General features: G+C 61.2%; 13 protein-coding genes and 2 pseudogenes. 9 read left to right on the forward strand and 6 right to left on the reverse strand.

The features are described from left to right. The first annotated feature begins 138 nt into the window (after positions 1–138). A complete protein-coding gene (locus tag AC07T0_RS16320) occupies positions 139–966 on the forward strand; it encodes an undecaprenyl-diphosphate phosphatase (protein ID WP_495002170.1) in 828 nt (275 codons plus the stop codon). Continuing rightward, positions 963–1394, forward strand: coding sequence for a DUF1294 domain-containing protein (locus AC07T0_RS16325; protein ID WP_495002171.1), 432 nt, complete (start codon positions 963–965; stop codon positions 1392–1394). Before AC07T0_RS16320 ends, AC07T0_RS16325 begins: the two co-directional genes overlap by 4 nt. Here the strand turns inward: AC07T0_RS16325 and AC07T0_RS16330 are convergent. Together AC07T0_RS16330 and AC07T0_RS16335 are read right to left on the reverse strand one after the other, a co-directional pair. After that, positions 1389–1733 (reverse strand): MmcQ/YjbR family DNA-binding protein, encoded by a 345-nt coding sequence (locus tag AC07T0_RS16330; protein ID WP_495002172.1) that lies wholly within the window; start codon positions 1731–1733, stop codon positions 1389–1391. The genes AC07T0_RS16325 and AC07T0_RS16330 overlap by 6 nt on opposite strands. Positions 1734–1744: 11 nt before the next feature. Beyond that, entirely contained in the window at positions 1745–2653 is a 909-nt protein-coding gene (locus tag AC07T0_RS16335) for a LysR substrate-binding domain-containing protein (protein ID WP_495002173.1), read from the reverse strand. Between the two features lie 129 nt (positions 2654–2782). On the opposite strand from AC07T0_RS16335, the gene AC07T0_RS16340 reads away from it, so the two are divergent. Together AC07T0_RS16340 and AC07T0_RS16345 are read left to right on the forward strand one after the other, a co-directional pair. Beyond that, positions 2783–3394 (forward strand): FMN-dependent NADH-azoreductase, encoded by a 612-nt coding sequence (locus tag AC07T0_RS16340; protein WP_495002174.1) that lies wholly within the window; start codon positions 2783–2785, stop codon positions 3392–3394. Between the two features lie 249 nt (positions 3395–3643). Continuing rightward, positions 3644–4675: an alpha/beta hydrolase family protein gene (locus tag AC07T0_RS16345; protein WP_495002175.1), complete on the forward strand. Its 1032-nt coding sequence runs from the start codon at positions 3644–3646 to the stop codon at positions 4673–4675. A gap of 1 nt (position 4676) precedes the next feature. On the opposite strand, the gene AC07T0_RS16350 is transcribed toward AC07T0_RS16345, so the two are convergent. From AC07T0_RS16350 to AC07T0_RS16360, 3 genes and pseudogenes are all read right to left on the reverse strand, one after another. Next, on the reverse strand, positions 4677–5870 hold the full coding sequence (locus AC07T0_RS16350) for an MFS transporter (protein WP_495002176.1): 1194 nt from the start codon (positions 5868–5870) through the stop codon (positions 4677–4679). Positions 5871–6152: 282 nt separating this feature from the next. After that, positions 6153–7742, reverse strand: coding sequence for an ABC-F family ATPase (locus AC07T0_RS16355; RefSeq protein ID WP_495002177.1), 1590 nt, complete (start codon positions 7740–7742; stop codon positions 6153–6155). 12 nt (positions 7743–7754) lie between these two features. Then, a pseudogene (locus AC07T0_RS16360) lies at positions 7755–7974 on the reverse strand (site-specific integrase); the annotation flags it as partial. A 179-nt stretch (positions 7975–8153) separates the two neighbouring features. Here AC07T0_RS16360 and AC07T0_RS16365 point away from each other — a divergent pair. The 4 genes and pseudogenes from AC07T0_RS16365 to ilvA all read left to right on the forward strand — a co-directional run bounded on the left by AC07T0_RS16365 (position 8154) and on the right by ilvA (position 16654). Beyond that, positions 8154–14792, forward strand: coding sequence for a TcdA/TcdB pore-forming domain-containing protein (locus tag AC07T0_RS16365; protein WP_495002178.1), 6639 nt, complete (start codon positions 8154–8156; stop codon positions 14790–14792). 109 nt (positions 14793–14901) lie between these two features. After that, entirely contained in the window at positions 14902–15264 is a 363-nt protein-coding gene (locus AC07T0_RS16370) for a hypothetical protein (RefSeq protein WP_495002179.1), read from the forward strand. A gap of 15 nt (positions 15265–15279) precedes the next feature. Continuing rightward, positions 15280–15423: pseudogene (locus tag AC07T0_RS16375) on the forward strand (hypothetical protein); the annotation flags it as partial. 199 nt (positions 15424–15622) lie between these two features. Continuing rightward, positions 15623–16654 carry a threonine ammonia-lyase, biosynthetic gene (ilvA, locus tag AC07T0_RS16380; protein WP_495002180.1) on the forward strand — a complete coding sequence of 344 codons (1032 nt, stop codon included), beginning with the start codon at positions 15623–15625 and terminating at the stop codon, positions 16652–16654. Positions 16655–16665: 11 nt separating this feature from the next. Here ilvA and eco read toward each other — a convergent pair whose 3' ends face one another. After that, positions 16666–17148, reverse strand: a complete 483-nt coding sequence (gene eco / locus AC07T0_RS16385; protein WP_495002181.1) for a serine protease inhibitor ecotin — start codon at positions 17146–17148, stop codon at positions 16666–16668. A 425-nt stretch (positions 17149–17573) separates the two neighbouring features. Here eco and AC07T0_RS16390 point away from each other — a divergent pair, with 425 nt between their 5' ends. Then, the gene (locus AC07T0_RS16390) at positions 17574–17843 is read left to right on the forward strand and encodes a DUF1652 domain-containing protein (RefSeq protein ID WP_495002182.1); all 270 of its coding nucleotides are present in this window, start codon (positions 17574–17576) and stop codon (positions 17841–17843) included. Positions 17844–17988 lie beyond the last annotated feature (145 nt).

The raw sequence follows: 17988 nt of genomic DNA on the forward strand, positions 1-17988 counted from the left end.
GATGTTTGATTTTTCAGGCATTTTTTACGCTTTGACGACAGACGGTACGGCACGCTGGGCGCCGGTTGCCCACGGGCAGATGATTGAACGTCGAGTTTTTCAAGTGTCACGCGGGGTGCGTGGCAGCATGGGGGAATAATGGATCTTTGGACCGCCGCACAGGCAGTGATTCTGGGTATCGTCGAGGGGCTGACGGAGTTCTTGCCGATCTCCAGCACCGGGCACCAGATTATCGTTGCGGACTTGCTGGACTTCGCAGGGGAACGGGCAATCGCCTTCAATATCATCATCCAGCTCGGGGCGATCCTGGCGGTGGTCTGGGAGTTTCGCCACAAGGTGTTCTCGGTGGTCCGGGACCTGCCGACGCAACGCAATGCGCAGCGCTTCACCCTCAACCTGCTGGTGGCGTTCCTGCCGGCGGTGGTGCTGGGGGTGTTGTTCAAGGAGATCATCGCCACCTACCTGTTCAACCCGATCACCGTCGCCGCCGCGCTGGTGGTGGGTGGTCTGATCATTCTCTGGGCCGAGCGCCGCCAGCACGTGGTGCATGCCGAGACGGTGGATGAAATCACCTGGAAAGACGCCCTGAAGGTCGGCTTCGCCCAATGCCTGGCAATGATCCCCGGCACTTCGCGTTCCGGTGCAACGATTATCGGCGGTTTGTTGTTCGGGCTGTCGCGCCAGACCGCCACCGAATTTTCATTCTTCCTGGCGATGCCGACCATGGTCGCCGCCGCGGTGTACTCCGGCTATGGTTTTCGCCATCAGTTCCAGATGGCCGACCTGCCGGTGATCGCCCTGGGCTTCGTGACCTCCTTTGTCTTCGCGATGATCGCCGTGCGCGGTTTGCTGAAATTCATTGCCAGCCATACCTATGTGGCATTCGCCTGGTACCGAATCGTCTTCGGCCTGGTGATCCTGGCCACCTGGCAGTTCGGCTGGGTCGACTGGTCGAGCCACGAATGAGGGCGTCACGTAGCCCGGAGCGCAGTCGCCAGGCCACTGCTCCGGTTCGGCACCTCAAGCTCAAGCTGGCGGTACTCTTGCTGCTCTGCGCATTGCCCGGATTCGGCGCGTTGCGGATGGGGCTTGGCGGTGGCAGCGTGCTGCCGCTGTGGGCGTACGGAATTGCCAGCCTGCTGGCGTTTTTCCTCTACTGGAGCGACAAGCGCAAGGCCCGCGACGAGACCTGGCGTACACCGGAGAAGGTCCTGCACGCGATCGAACTGCTGGGCGGCTGGCCAGGGGCGCTGATCGCCCAGCAGGTGTTTCGGCACAAGACCCGCAAAGTCTCGTTTCAACTGGTGTTCTGGTTGATTGTGCTGATGCACCAGGTGTTCTGGATCGACCATCTGTTCCTCGGTGCCAGCCTGGTGCACCTGTCCTTCTTATAGCAGCAGGCCGACCTGGACACGCTTGGGCAGTTTCGCCGCCACCAGTTGGTGCGAGCGCTGGATCAGCGCTTGCAGCTCGTCACGGCCCAGCGGATAGGGCGTGTCCATGATGATCCAGTGAGCCCTGGCCAGATACGGCGCCGGGCCGATCCCCGGACGGTCGACGTGACCGAGGAACAGCTCCTTGTCGACCTTGAAGGCCAGCGAGTCGCCGCGCAGCCCCTGCACGGCGAACATCTTGTTCCCGGCAATGGAAAACACCCGCACGCCGCCCCATTTGTAGTCTTCCCGCGCGCCGGGTAGTGTCAGGCAGAAACTCGCGACGTCTTCCCTGTTCATGCTTGATCCTTTCACAGTGCTCTATCTCCGCAACCTTTGAAAACTTCTGCCAGGTGATCGATCCAGGCCCGCACCGCCGGCAGTACGCCGCGCCGATGAGGGTAGACGGCCTGTAGCCAGCCGCCGGGCAAGGACCATTCGGGGAGTATCCGCACGAAGGTGCCGTTGGCCAGCTCTTCCTCACAATACAGCATCGGCAGGACGGTGAAGCCCAGGCCGGCGAGGGCGCAGGCCTTGCGCACGACAAAGTCGTCGACCCCGAGTCGGGCTTCGAGAGTCAGCTCGCGCTTTTCACCCTCGGCGTTGAGCAGGCTCAGGTGCACCAGGCGATCGGCCTCCAGCGCGCCCAATATAGGTGCATTCCTGAGGTCGTCCAGGCGGCTGATAGGGTACTGCTCGAGAAAGGCCGGCGTTGCCAGGATAAAGGTCTGCGCCTGGCGTAGGCGCCGGGTCACCAGCAACGGATCTTCGTCGCCCTGTTCACGAACCCGCAGGGCGACATCGATGCCTTCCGTCACCAGGTCGACTCGCCGATTGACCATCAGCACCTCCAGCTGGACCAACGGGTGCGCGGTCAGGAAGCTGGAGATCACCCAGGGCATGAACTCCTGGGCCAGCCCCACCGGAGAGGACACGCGCAAGCGTCCACGGGGCTCGCTGGACATGCTGGCCACGGCCTCGTCGGCCATCTCGGCTTCCAGTAACATCGCCTGGCAATGGCGCAGGTAGCGCTCGCCGACGGCGGTCAGTTTCAACTGGCGGGTGGTGCGTTGCAGCAAGCGCGCGCCGAGGCGTTCCTCCAACTCGGCGATCCGCCGCGACAGACGCGACTTGGGAATCCCCAGCAGACGCCCGGCCGCCGCGAAGCCGCCGGCTTCGACCACCTTGGCGAAGTAGTAGAGATCGTTGAGGTCTTGCATGGCCGTGACTCGATTGTTCTATGGTTGGGACAAACTATCACATTCAAGCCGTCTAATCGGCCATTGGTTTCGCCTGTAGGATTATCTCAACTTGATCGCCCAGTGGCGATCCTCACTTGGAGATCCGGTATGAAACTCTTGCACATTGATTCCAGCATCCTCGGCGACAACTCCGCCTCCCGTCAGCTGAGCCGCCAGGTTGTCGACGCCTGGAAGCTTGCCGAGCCTTCCGCCGTGGTGACCTACCGCGACCTGGCCAGCGACGCCATCAGCCATTTTTCCAGCCTGACCCTGGTCGCTGGCGGTACCGCGGCGGAACTGCGTGACGCGGCCCAGCGCCACGAAGCCGAGCTCAGTGCCTCGACCATCGAGGAGTTCCTCGCCGCCGATGCCATCGTGATCGCCGCGCCGATGTACAACTTCAGCATTCCGACCCAGCTCAAGGCCTGGATCGACCGCGTCACCGTCGCCGGCAAGACCTTCCGTTACACCGAAGCCGGTCCTGAAGGCCTGGCGGGTGGCAAGAAGTTGGTGATCGTCTCTACCTCCGGCGGCCTGCATGTCGGCATGCCTACCGGCGTGGCCCACGAAGATTACCTGAACGTGCTGTTCGGCTTCCTCGGCATCACCGATATCGAGTTCGTTCGCGCCCACGGCCTGGGCTACGGTGAAGATGTCCGCGCCAAGGCCATGAGCAGCGCGCAGGCACGGATCAGCGAAGAGCTGTTCGCCACCGCGTAAAGCTTTGGTAAACACACGAGCTTCTTTCGGGAACCCCCATTAAACTCTGTACGTTGATCATTCTGAATGGTCAGCGTACGGAGTTTTTTTGCGTCTGGCTGTTCAGGTTTGGCTCGGGTTATGCATCATCGATCAACCATAGGTGCTCTGAAAAACCTCGAAAATTAGCCAAAGCCTGCTCCAGAGCTTTAGTTTCAAGGATTTGAAGAGAATTGGTGTGCTAATTACGCAGCAAAGGTGGGCATCCCCATGATGCGTCTTTGTGCAGTGTTACTGATCTGCTTGTCCAGCAGCCTCCTGACGGTGCAGGCGGCGCCGCCTGCTCATTGGAGCGTTGGCTATCATCGCCTGACGTTCCTTGATCCGCTGGATCTCAAGCCGATGACGGCGATTGCCTTCTATCCTTCCAGTGGCCGCGAGCGTCCGAGCCGGATCGGCAATTACACGATTCAGGCCAGCGAAGACGCCAAGGTCGCCATCGGCCGTTATCCGTTGCTGATGTTGTCCCACGGCAACACCGGCACGCCCCTGGCCTTGCATGACCTGGCCACCTCTCTGGCGCGTAAGGGCTTTATCGTGGTCGCCGTGCTGCACCCTGGCGACAATTACAAGGATCAAAGCCGCCTGGGCACCTTGAGCAACCTTTACGGTCGGCCCATGCAGATTTCCGAAGCCATTACTGCCGCCCTCGGCGACTCGACCCTGTCACCTTTTATCGAAGCCGAGAATGTCGGCGTGATCGGTTATTCGGCGGGCGGCGAAACCGCGCTGATCCTGGCGGGAGCCCAACCGAACCTGGAGCGCTTGCGCCGCTATTGCCAGCAGCGTCCGGATGACAAGGATGCCTGCAACACCAAGGGTGAACTGATCGTCGACCGCGATGACCTGCAGCCGGTGGCTGATCCCCGGGTGCATGCCTTGTTGCTGATGGCGCCGCTGAGCCTGATGTTCGGCCGCCACACGTTGTCCGATGTCCACGTGCCGGTGCTGATGTACAGCGGTGGTGACGACAAACTGGTATTCCCGGACAAGAACGCCGCCGCGCTGGCGCGAAAATTGCCGGTAGCCCCTGAGTTCAAGTTGATCGCCGGGGCCGGGCATTTCGTCTTCATGGCGCCGTGCAGCCCCGAGCAACTCCAGGCCACACCGGGACTGTGTACCGATGCCGAAGGGGTCAACCGCGAGGATATCCATCGCGATCTGATCCACGAAGCCGGGCGCTTCTTCACCAAGACCCTCAGTACGCCGAGCCATGGCGGGATGCAGACCGCCGATCAGTGAGTCAGTCGGCTGCCGCGTGACGTGCCAGCAGCACTGTGACGGATAGGCCGCTGATCGACAAGAGTGCCGCGCTGAAGAAAATCCAGGAATAGCCCAGGTTCGAGGCCACCGCGCCCATCACCGGACCGGCGATGGCCAGTGCCAGGTCGAAAAACACCGCATAGGCACTCAGGCCCGCACCGCGACTGCTGCTCGGCACCTGTCTGATCGCCTCCACCCCCAGCGCCGGATATACCAGCGACAGACCAAACCCGGCCAGGCCGGCGCCGGCCAGGGCGACACCGGTGGACGGCGCTAGCCAGAGCAGCACCAGGCCGAGGGTCTCGATACTCATGCAGGCAATGGCGGCCTTGAAGCCACCGAAGCGGTTGATGCAGCCGATAAACAACAGCCGGGCAAGGATGAAGCAGGTGCCGAACACCGTCAGGCAATAGGCGGCACCGGTCCAGCCGCGGCTGAGGTAGAAGAGGGTGACAAAGGTCGTCAGGGTGCCGTAGCCGATGGACGCCAGGGTCAGGCTGGCGCCATAGGGCGCGATGCGACCGAACACGGCCCAGAACGGCAGGCGCTCGCCGCGAATCACCGGGACCGAGGGTTTGTTACGGATCAGCAGCAAGGCCCCCAGGGCCAGGGTCGACAAGGCGATGCCGAGGCTGGCGAAGCCGTAATCCTCGACCATCAGCACCCCCAGCGGCGCGCCGATGGCGATGGCGCCGTAGGAGGCGATGCCGTTCCAGGAGATGACCCGGGCAGTCTGGTCGGCACCGACCTGGCCGATGCCCCAGCTGATGGTGCCCACGCCGATCAGGCCCTGGGCGATGCCCAACAGCAGGCGTGCGCCGATCAGAATCCCCAGGCTTGGCAGCGGCAGGTGCTGCACCTGCGTCGACAGCCAGGTCAGGACGCCGCTCAAGGCGATGCCCGACAGACCATAGATGATCGAGCGTTTGGTGCCGATGCTGTCGGCCATGCGCCCGGCCATGGGGCGGCTGAGCAAGGTTGCCAGATATTGCGAGCCAATGGTCAGGCCGGCGATCACCGCGCTGAAACCCAGTTGTCCGTGCACGTAACCGGGCAACACCGCAATCGGCAGGCCGATGCAGAGGAAGGCGATAAAGGTATAGAAAACGATGGAAACGATCTGCAGGGTGATCGTCAGGTTGCTGGACGGTCTGGGCGGTTGCTGGGCGGACATGAAGGCTCGTTCGCGGGCGGGCGGTTAGAGAGCAACATGATGGCGGGATGGGGAGATAAAAGAAAGCAGGCTAACTAATTTCTTGTATGCGCTGTGGACGCTGGCTGCAATGCAAGGCTCACCGCCGCTATCGCCAGCAAGCCGGCTCCTGCCGGTCCGGGGTTGGCTGTCAATCATCGTCGTACATAGAACCTTGTAGGCGCTGGCTTGCCAGCGATGAGGCCCGCCAGTCTTGCATCGACTGTACGGCCGCCATCGCCGGCAAGCCGGCTCCCACAGTATTTAGAACACCACGCCCTGACTGCGCAGGTAGTCGTCATAGGTGCCGCTGAAGTCGATCACGCCGCTTGGGCTCAGCTCGATGATGCGGGTGGCCAGGGACGAAACGAATTCACGGTCATGGCTGACGAAGATCAGCGTGCCCGGGTAATTTTCCAGCGCCAGGTTCAGGGCTTCGATGGATTCCATGTCCAAGTGGTTGGTCGGTTCATCCATGATCAGCACGTTGGGCTTTTGCAGGATCAGCTTGCCGAACAGCATGCGACCTTGCTCACCACCGGAAATCACCTTGACCGACTTGAGGATCTCGTCGTTGGAGAACAGCATGCGGCCCAGGGTGCCGCGAACCACTTGTTCGCCTTCCTTGGTCCAGCGGCCCATCCAGTCGAACAGGTTCGATTCATCTTCGAAGTCCGAGGCGTGATCCTGGGCGTAGTAGCCCAGTTCGGCCGCTTCGGTCCACTTGACGGTACCGGCGTCCGGGGTCAGTTCGTTGACCAGGGTGCGCAACAGGGTGGTCTTGCCGATCCCGTTCGGACCGATGATCGCCACGCGCTCGCCGGCTTCAACGGTGAAGCTGAAATCCTTGAACAGAGGCTTGCCGTCAAAGCCCTTGGCCATACGCTCGACGATCACCGCCTGGCGATGCAGCTTCTTGGTCTGGTCGAAGCGGATGAACGGGCTGACGCGGCTCGACGGCTTGACTTCAGCCAGTTGGATCTTGTCGATCTGCTTGGCGCGGGAGGTGGCCTGCTTGGCTTTCGAGGCGTTGGCCGAGAAGCGGCTGACGAAGGATTGCAGCTCGGAGATCTGCGCTTTTTTCTTGGCGTTGTCCGACAGCAACTGCTCGCGGGACTGGGTCGCCACGGTCATGTATTCGTCGTAGTTGCCCGGGAACAGGCGCAGCTCGCCGTAGTCCAGGTCCGCCATGTGGGTGCAGACGCTGTTCAGGAAGTGGCGGTCGTGGGAGATGATGATCATCAGGCTGGAGCGCTGGGTCAGGATGTTTTCCAGCCAGCGGATGGTGTTGATGTCCAGGTGGTTGGTTGGCTCGTCGAGCAGCAACACTTCCGGATCGGAAAACAGTGCCTGGGCCAGCAATACCCGCAGTTTCCAGCCAGGGGAGACTTCGCTCATCGGGCCGTTGTGCTGTTCGATGCCGATACCCAGGCCCAGCAGCAATTCGCCAGCGCGGGATTCGGCGGTGTAGCCGTCCATCTCGGCGAAATCGGTTTCCAGCTCGGCCACGGTCATGCCGTCTTCTTCGGTCATTTCCGGCAGCGAGTAGATGCGATCGCGCTCGGCCTTGACCTTCCACAGCTCTTCGTGACCCATGATCACGGTGTCGAGCACGCTGAATTCTTCGTAGGCGAACTGGTCCTGGCGCAGTTTACCCAGGCGCACGTTCGGTTCCAGCATGACCTGTCCGCCGGACGGATCGAGGTCGCCGCCGAGGATTTTCATGAAGGTCGACTTGCCGCAGCCGTTGGCGCCGATCAGGCCGTAGCGGTTACCGGCGCCGAACTTGACCGAGACGTTCTCGAAGAGCGGTTTGGCGCCGAACTGCATGGTGATATTTGCGGTGGAGATCAATTACTTTACCTATCAAGGGGTTACGCGCTGCTGATTGGGTGCTTGGGCCATTCCCTGGGCATTTAGGAGCGTGTCCATCTCGCTCCGGTCACCGCTAGAGTTCAGCCAGCGCGCGTACGTAAAGAGCAGCATCCGACGTGGTGTCCGAGCTGCTGTGCAATATAAAGGCGGGATTCATTCCAGACATTGGCTCCATTGTCGCATACGTGTGACGACAGTTACATGTCTGTCGGCAAGCCCTTGTCGTCCAAGGCCTGGGGACGGCGTGCAATAGATATGTACGGCCTGAGACGTAACGCTTCTGCGCAGAATATTTTCCAGCGGTTCGGGTGGTGTTTCGGGCGAATTCCGATTACCCGGGCTGGTGGCAATGAGTGTCAGTTATTGAAGCCATGATTCTGGAGGCCGTACATGCGCGATGGAGCAGCTACAACCACTGAAAGTGTCGATGGGGCAGACAGCAACGGGGCGTTGAAAAGACCTGGCTCGTCGATCCAGGCGGGAGGGAAAAGACCCAGGCCCCTGGACAGTGAAATCTCGGCTGCGACGCAGGGCCATGAACCGAGCCAATGGGGCGTCGACCTGATGCCTTGGGGACAGTCGACGCGGCAGGCCGAGACTGCTGATCCCTTTGACTGCCAGATCGTTCTCGAACTGGGAGAGGTGCCGGGGATTGCGGACGCCATCCAGACACTCGTGTTGCAACATCCCGACAAGTCTTTGCTGTGGTTCCGGCTCAACGAGCAAGGCTATGCGCCGGTACTGGGCGACCCGACCGTCATGAGCGGCCATGCGCGGATCCTGGTTCTGGGCGTGGCGGCCGAAGCGGGGACCCTGGGCGGTTATACGACCTCAGCCCTGGAGCAAAAGATCAGCGAGTTTCGTGGCTGGCTGCGCAGTCGCTACCACTACGGCGGTTATGGCTTGAGAGGGTCGATCTACGAGGATTACTTGTCCAATGCCTCGTCGTGGAACAGCAAGCACTGGGCTTACCCGGTTTCCGGCATGGGCGGCGACGGCAAGCGCGATCCTGATTTCTGGCGTCAGGTGAAAAAGGTATTGCGCGATAGCGCTGGAACACGCGAACAAAAGATGCAGGCACTCCGCAAGTTGGATCTGCGGCTGGATTTGCATGGCCTGAATTTTTTCCGCATGCCGGGAAGTATCGCCACCGAACTGGAATGGCTGGATGGCGCGCTGATTGCCGATATTCTCCAGCGCAAGTCCGGTGGCGGTCATGAGTCCGCGGTGAGCCGTGTGATAGAGCCCATGGCCGGCTCGGGGGTCTACTCGAACTGGGTCAGGGCGCTGGGGTTCCGGGGCAAGGTCATCGTCAACGATATCAACCCGTTGGTCTCGCTGACACAGAGCGAAGTGGTCAGTCATCCGCAGGTGCTTCTGCGGGCTATACAGGAAATCAAATCCGACCTATTGGCGATTGGCCGCCAGCATGGCTTTGATTTCGACGATAACCTGGCGATGAGCTTTGAGCGCGCCTTTCCAGAAAACCTGGCATTGCCAGACAAAAAGCAGGAAAGAATAAAAAGAAAAGAAAAATTCAAGGCATTTGTCAAAACGGATCGGGCGAAGCGTCTTCGCCAGGCCATAAACGAGTATTTCGAAGACAGCCTGGCTCAACTGATCACGCTGAAAGACGGCAGGATGATTGTCGATGAGCCGCCGGAGCGGCCGCTGATGACGGAAAACCACAGGACAACGGCCAGAACCCGGGTCGCCGCGTTGTTTTATATCATGCAGAATTCGGCCAATCACAATGGCACGGTGACCCTCATTTCTGCCCCCGGCAAAGGGCACCGGCTACATTTACCCCTCAATCTGTTGACGGCTGATGAGCATTACAAAGTCCATCTTCTGCTGTTGAGCACCAATGAGAGGAAGTTGCTTTTTCTCAGTCGACTGCACCATGGGCACCCCGAAACCACTGAGTTTCTTTCAGGTGACGGTTGGGCCCTGTTTGCCCGTTCGGATGTCGGGCCGGGTGATTTGATTCTGCTCAGTGGCCATTTCAGTGACAGCTATTTAAGCGTGGAGGCCTTTTATGAAAAAGTCGATCAGTACGTCCAACGTGCGGCTGAAAAGGGCGCCCAGATCCTTATTGTCAATGATTTCAGCGAGGTCAAAGAGCAAGGGTTCAAGCAGCGCGGGTTCCAGGTTTCCCGTCATGCAAGAGCGAACGGCAATAAAAAGTTCTACCTGCTGGCCTTGAAAAATATTGTGGTATCGCCCGGCACGCCGGAGGCATTGACCGACAACCTGCGAGATTTCGTGGTCACGATGCGTGGCATCGAAAAACAGGTCGGTTTTATTCCTGGTAAAACACCGGCCCTCTGGAATGACAACGATTACTACGACCCCGAGGCGGTCAAAAGGGCCAATGTCAGTGCTTGGAGCCCGGGCGAGGGGCGTGAGCACCTTTCGCAAGAAACGGGTGCGCTCAGCCGGGATGAAGTCGGCGAGTGGGATCTGCCGGTACCGACGGCATCCAACGACAGCGAGAGCACCAGCCGGTTCGATTACCAATTGATTCTTCAGCTTGAGGACAATCCGACGGTCAGGCAAGCGGCGATCGACCTGGCGGGTAAACACCCGGCGAATTCGCTGGTGGTGCAGATGGACGTCACGGCCAAGCTGCAGTGGGGCAATGCCCAGGATGCGCTGTTGACGCGGATCGGCCAGTGGAACCGTCAGGGAAAAAGCCACTGGCGCCTGCAAGCGGTCGGCCACGGTCGGGACAACAGCGCCGGACAGCGGACCCTCGCGGGTTATCTGCCGGCGGAGCTGGCGCTGGCCATCCGGCAGTTGTTGAATCATGGGCTGCTGGATGGGCAGGCGCGGGCCCGTAGCCCTGCGCCGGAACATATCAGCCTGGTGGGCTGCGCGTTGGTGGACAACGAGCCGACGCAAACCGCCAGTTACATACAGGCGTTCGCCCACGCCCTGGACCGGGAAAATATCCCCACGCGGTCCATCGCGGCCCACTCGGCCAGGATCATCGTCAACCCGCGCGGCGGCAAGCGTGGTGTTACCGTCACGGATACCAAGCGGGTGCTGCGCCGCCAGGGTGAGTCCTGGGTAGCGCTGGTCGCGCCAGGAAAAACCGGTTTTGACGAAAGCCTGCTGTTGACTGAGACGCTGGGCGAAAAAATGGCGCAGTTGCGGGTGAAAAACCAGCGACTCGTCATGCTGACGCGGGCCGACGATTTCCAGCAGGGCATGAAACAACTCTACCGCGACCAGCATTTGTCCGCGGCTGAGTGGCTGCCACTCTGGCATAGCCTGACGCCAGAGGGCGGTGATTACCGGCTGGCGTTCGTCGATGCTGCACACCCGGGGCAGCCACCACGGATACTGCGGTTTGCCGATCGGCGCGTGGCGGATTTCCTGGAGCATTACAATCAGCAACTGCTGACGCTCCGCCAGGCCCATGGCGTGGAAGGCGAGTACTTGACCCAGCGGCCTGGGGTGACGGAAGGCGAGGCCCTCGATGGGCTGAACGCCTTGTTCATTGTCCAGAGCCTGTTTGCCTGGTTCAGCCAGAAGAGCCGCGCGCAGGCGGCCGACGGCGAGTTGCCGGAGATCTTGAACCGGACATTGCAGGTGCATGGTTGGCTGAACACGGTGCAGATGGTCCACGGTGCATTGGAGGACGCGGGGAAAGTCGCCCAGCTTTATCGTTCGGCGATGGCCATCAGTGCGGGCAAGGTGCTGTTCAGCGAGGGGAAGTCCCTGACCTTGCTGTCGTCGATCTCGAAACTCAGGACCGGGGCCGGGCTGTTGTTGAACCTGGGCAGCGCGGTCCTCGACATCATCGAACTGTCGCAGGCGCAGAATGAAGCCCAGCGCGCGGTCTTCGCGACCCAGTTGGCCTTTGATAGCATCGGATTGACCACCAGTGTGTTCAGTCTTGGTGCGTCGATGGCCGCGAATGCCGGCGTCGTCGGCGCCGCCACCGCCGCGGGTTTCGCCGGTGCGCTGGCGGTGCCCCTGGCGGGCCTGGGGGTTGGCTTCAACGCCCTGGCCCATGCGTTCAGCGCCGTGGCGGAGGAAGCGGCCCAGGTGGGCAGTTATTTTGCCGGGCTTGATGAAGCCTATCGCCTGGGCGGCTACCGCCGTGTGGAACGCAACACCCGCGGCGATCATGAGCAGGGCCCGGCCCATGTCCTGATGGAATCGATCCCGGGCGCGGTGATCAGCACGCTGGATCTGCGCCTGCGGCAACTGACCCTGGACAGCCAATACCTCTATCGCAACGACCCGACCGACGCGATCGGTTCCGGTCGGAGCAACTACTTCTTCTGGTGGCCAGGGCGGGCGCCGAACCTGGAGAAGCAGCAGGCGATCAATATCCGCGAAGGCATCGGTTATCGCCAGGCCCAGGTGGGCTTCGTTGCTGATGACGCGATATTGGTGTTGCCGTCGACCGCGAAGTCGTACCTCAATTACGAGTATATGATTCTGCCGTTTGCCACCGGCCGTAACGATCACGGCTTCGATGTGTTGCGCAGGTTGGAGGAAGACTATCGCTTCGACTTTGATTTCTATGCATTCCCCGGCGAGCGGATTGTCCGGCGGATTATCCCGGAATATGTGGCGACGTCGGTGACGGTGCTACTGGACCGGCAGGCGCGTGACATTCTCGTGCCCGCGCTGCCGGAGATCATGCAGGGCAAACTGTCCTATCAGCTTGAGGGTGATGGGGGTGAATACCGTCTGAGTCTGCAGGAAGGTGTATCGATTTCCCTGGGTGGCAGCGCGACCAGCCGCTGGAGGCTGGATGCCCGCCAATTGAAGGAGGCCGCGATCCGCCTCAACGGCAACCAATTGCAGGTGGGTAGCCTGCGGATCACGCTGCACGAGGCCTGCGGTGAGATATCGCTGATCAATGCCAGTGCCGAGCTTTTTTCCGTCGACCGGGAGAAACAGGCGCTGGTCCTGCTGGAGGCCGATGGCAGCGGCTTTGCCGACTGGCGGGCCCTGCATGCGCACCTGCGGCAGTTGACCAGTCAGGCACCGCACAGCCAGCCATTTGTTCCGGTCGACCACTATCGGCCGGCCGGAGAAGACACGGGCCGGGCTTTCTATCAGGTGAGCCTTGACCGTTTCATCTACACCCATTTCCCGCAGATCAGTGAGTTTCTCAGCCAGGCGCTGCTGGGTGGCACGCTGGACGACAAGGCCTGGTTTTACCGGGGGGCGGATGTCTGGCAGGTGCAGATCGCCACGGGGCAGGTGTTGCGCCAGTATCGGCCACGAACCTTTGCCGCGCAGGTCAGCCGCAGCAGCCTGGTGCAGCGTGATGGTCAACTCCTGCTGTCGATTGAAGAGGCGTTGCCTGATGGCACGATTCAGCACATTTACCAGGTCGAAGAGGCCGCGCTGAAACTGCTGGCTATCCAGCTGGACGGGCCGCTGGCCCAGCCCGGCGAGGACAGCGCTGACCTGCTCTCAAGCGCCCCGCGGTGGCGCGAACCGACAGAGCTGATGACCACGCAGGATCGGCAAGTCAGGGCCAGTTATGCGCGCGTGGTGACCTGTACCCTGGGCCGTGCGCCGGCCACGGAACGTCAGTGGCTGCTGTTTGACACCGAGGGTCTGTCGCCGCGTGTTGTCAAGGCGAACCTGGGGGCTGCCATGGCGCAGGACCTGGCGCTGGTCGGTACCATGGCGGGGGATAAGCCGAGCTTCTACTTTTATGACCCGCACGGGCGACAGGTCTACTTTCAGGCCGATGACGGCTTGTCCGGGGCGCCGGCTACGGTGCTGGCTCTGAGTGACGTCACCTCGGTCAGTGGCGGTGATCAGTCACCGTGTCTGGCACTGACGATGGAGGGCAGCGTGTGGTTGCTGGACCGCGGTGCCGTGCGGCTGGCGGGGGTGGTGTCCAGTTGGTTGCTGCGTCATCGGGTGGGGTTGACCACGGCGCTGGAGAAACTGGCCAGCGCCAGCGCGGGCCAACTCGACAACCTGGTGCTATGGGGCTTGCGGGATTCAGCCGGGAAAGCGCTCAACGCCTGGTACGACATTGCCGCGCGACAGGTCGTGCAGGGCGGGAGCAATCTGGATGGCCGGCATTCCCTGACTTATCTGGGATTGACCACAGAGGGCGGCCACGCCTGGATCCTGGATGCCGATAGCCAGCAACTCTATCGTCAGGCCCAGGTAGCGGTGTCGGAACTGAGCCTCGATGAACAGTTGGTGCCCTCACCGAGCGCCGCCGACGCGCAGGTCTGGCAGACGCAACGAAACTGGATCAGGGCGCTGCGCCAGGGCAATAGCCTGCGCCTGGAAAGTCGCGACGGCGCGATAGTTTTGCTAACAATGGCCGCGACCCCGGCGGACCGCGCGGTGCTGATCGCCCTGCGCATCAAGGCCCATCAGCCGGCGGGGCAAATCGCCGAGTTGATCAGGGCCTTGCGCCAGCACTATGAGTTGCCGTCGGCCGTGAGGCTGTTGGTCGAGCCGGGTCAGGCTCCGGGCTGGTATCTGCCTGACAGTGCAGAGCTGTTGTGCGCCGCCGGTCCGCAGGCCGGCCATCAGTTGACTTACCTGGGCAAAGCAGCGGGGCAGGCGGGTGGCTATATCCATGATGAGGACAGCGGGCAGTTGTGGTGTATCGATAGCCGGCAGTCAACCCTGGCGGGTTGCTACAGCTTTGTCCATTTGTCCGAAGGCAGCCTGATCCTGCAACTCGACGAGGCCGATACGGCGGCGTTGCCGGTCCTGGAGGAGGCGAATTGCCTGATGCTCTCCGGTCGGAGCGGCGCTGTGCATCACTACCCACTGGATCGTACGCTGTTGACCCATTACCGGCAGATCATCATCGATGAGCAGAGCCATGATGCGGTCATCCGTTCCGATTCCGAACGCCTGGTGTTGCATCGCGGTGGCCAGGACTTGATGCTGTACGACAATGATGCCCATACCAGTCTGTTGATCCCCGATATCGATCAGGCGGCACAGCGTGGGACGAAAGTGCAACTGGCACCGCAGCCGCTGAGCGGCGTGCTGGCTGGGCTGGGCCGCCAGTGACGAGATCGGCGGTCCCGCGGCGGCGCTGAACTCGACAGCACCGTGGGTATATTATGGGGTGAGGCGTTGTCCAAACCCCATAACCCACTCACCCTTGAGGAGAGCCGTCATGTACAGACTTGTCTTCGCGCCGGCAACCTTGCTGGTCATTGGGCTTCTGGCCGTTGCTCTTCCCGCCGACGGCGCGCCTAGGGGCGGGACGTCCGCTACGATCCTGCTGGCGCAAAACCTGCCCAACAGCGACAACCCCTACAACCCCTACAACAGCCCGATTCGCCGCGCCAACCCCAACAGTCGCCAGGGGTCGGTGTCCAGCGTACCGCCCTTGCGCGGTCCGAATACCCTGCCGACGCCACGGCCCTCGACGATTGAAAACGGCGCGATCGAGAATGGCTACCCACGTGACACATCAGCGCCGATGGCGGTGCCGATCAAGTCGGGCACCCGCAGCGATCCGAATACACAACGCTGAGCCCGGCTGCCAGTTGAGGTGGTGGTGATCGAGGTCAACGACAACCCGAACATGGACGCTGGCATCGAGGACGCCTATCTGCAGGATGACCTCTACGCCCTGGTGCTTGAGGAGTTTGTCCGGCGCCTGGAGTTCAAGCATCGTGGCCAGGCCTGGTAGTCGATGATTCCAGGCATTGACTTGACCGCGGCGCCCGGATAACGTCAGTGCATGACTTCCACCCAGCGCTTTTCTCAGCCAAGCATTATTACCGCCATTCCTTATCTGGCGGGCTGACCTGTATCTGTTACCCAAACCCGCCTCCGAGGCGGGTTTTTTGTTTCTGTCTCCGAGGCCAACCGATCACCCGGAGACCGCCATGCCCAGCACCGCCAGCCTCAGCCTGGAACCTGCCACCGATAGCCGCCTGCTTGGCGACTATGTACGAAAGATCCTTGCCGCGCCGGTCTACGACCTGGCGATCTGCACGCCGCTGCAAGGGGCCCCGGCACTGTCCCTGGCCCTGGGCAATCAGATCCTGCTCAAGCGCGAAGACCTGCAACCGACGTTCTCGTTCAAGATCCGTGGGGCCTACAACAAACTGGTCCAGCTCAGTGAAGCCCAGCGGCGCTGTGGCGTGGTCACGGCGTCGGCGGGTAATCATGCCCAGGGCGTGGCCCTGGCGGCCCGGACGTTGGGGATCGAGGCGACCATTGTCATGCCGACCAGTACACCGGAGCTGAAAGTGCAGGGTGTGCGCAGTCGCGAGGCCACGGCGGTGCTGCACGGGGAAAGTTTTCCGTTTGCCCTGGCCCATGCCCTGCAACTGGCCGAAGAGCATGGTTACACCTTTGTCTCACCGTTCGACGATCCGGATGTGATCGCGGGGCAGGGGACCGTGGCCATGGAGTTGCTCAATCAACATCCCGGGCCACTGACAGCGATCTTTGTCCCGGTCGGTGGTGGCGGGCTGATCGCCGGTATCGCCGCCTATGTCAAATACCTGCGGCCAGAGGTGCGCATCATCGGCGTGGAGTCGGAACACTCCAACTGTCTGCAAGTTGCACTAAGGGCCGGCGAGCGGGTGGTGTTGCCCAAGGTCGGGACCTTTGCCGATGGTGTGGCGGTGGCGCAAATCGGTGCGTACGGCTTTGAAGTCTGCCGTCAGTATGTCGACGAGGTCATCACCGTCAGCAACGACCAGCTGTGCAGCGCGATCAAGGACATCTATGACGATACCCGCTCCATCACCGAACCTTCCGGTGCGCTGGCGGTGGCGGGCATCAAGCAGTATGTGGCGGTCCATGGGCTACATGGCCAGACCCTGGTGGCGATCAACTCGGGGGCCAATATCAACTTCGACAGTCTGCGCCATGTTGCCGAACGCGCGGCCCTGGGCGGGGCCGCGTGAGTCGGAAGCGGTTATTCGCGGCTGGCGGGCTTGACCAGCTTGGACGGTGTCCAGATCCGGTAACGGATCTCGAGGTCATCGGGGGCGTAGATCACCAATGGCAGTTTGCTGTTGTAACGCAGCATGTAGCCTTCACCGATCACCGGGACGAAGTCTTTTTTCGTCTTGCTGCCGGGCGGGCAGGCCATCAGGGTGGACATCGGCCCGGTGACTTTCTCCAGGCGGTAATAGGCGTAGCTCCAGCCCTCGAGGTTTTTCTCGTCGAGGTTGCCGCCCAGGCGTTTCGGGTTGCAATCGACGGGCATGACCTTGCCAGCGATGATCTCGACCCGGTGATCGGCGTCCTTGGTCATCTTCGGCACGCGGATGACCGAACGGCTGAAACCGTCCTCGGCCTTGGGGAACGGCGCCAGGTCGGCTTTGTCGGCGGCGATCGCGCCAGTGGTGGTGGTTAGCGCCAGCAGCAAGGTTGCGGCGATAGTCGTCGAATTCATGAGCTCTCGTTGCCCTGTCATGAGGGAGACTCCCTCGTTTGATGGATGCGGTGGCGGCACGGCGCCGAATGATACTGGCGTTGGATGCCTGTCCAGGCCAGGGGCGTTTGCCACGATACCGGCAAACGGTATGGTCCTAGAAGGCATTTAATGCATTTTGCATTGGCACGCGGGCCTATTAGCGCCTTAACGCATTGATTTTTCCAGCAAACAATAATTCATCTTGTTTCGGCACGCGGTGTGCACTGTCGCCGTGTCGGATTGTCGGACGAATAACCTTAACGAGTGGTGTGAAAAGGCCTAATCTAAATTCGGTGTCGTCCTCCATGGCTGGACCGGGCGCCCGCCTGAAACACAGATGTGAATGGCTAACCCTGGCTGTTCTGCCCAAGACCTGGCCGTCTCACATAAAGGAGAGAGTCGCCATGCAAGTATTATCCACGTTGGAACTACGCAATATCATCGAGAGCAGTTTCCTGCCCACACGCTGCCAATGCAGCCTCGGCGCTGACGAGTCGTTGACGGTGAGAGTCTTCGACCGAAAATCCGAACGGGTGGACTTGGTGGTCACCGGTATCCAGGCTTCGACGCTTGATAGCAGCCGGGCCATTTCCGACCTGATTGCAGAGCTGCGTTATGACCTGAAAAATCATCAGGTCGCCGCGCTTGGCGAGATGAAAGCCCGGGCGCGCTAACGCCCCGTCTCATTTGCGCCCACCCAGACACGCGCTTCCCCGACCGGGGGAGCGCGTGTCGCATGGAAAATCTTCGCGCCAACGGATAGAACCCTTAACGTCAGTGTCGAACTGTCAGTAAACTGCGCGTCTTCCCCCAGTACCA

This window comes from Pseudomonas sp. GW821-FHT04D07 (assembly GCF_059420225.1).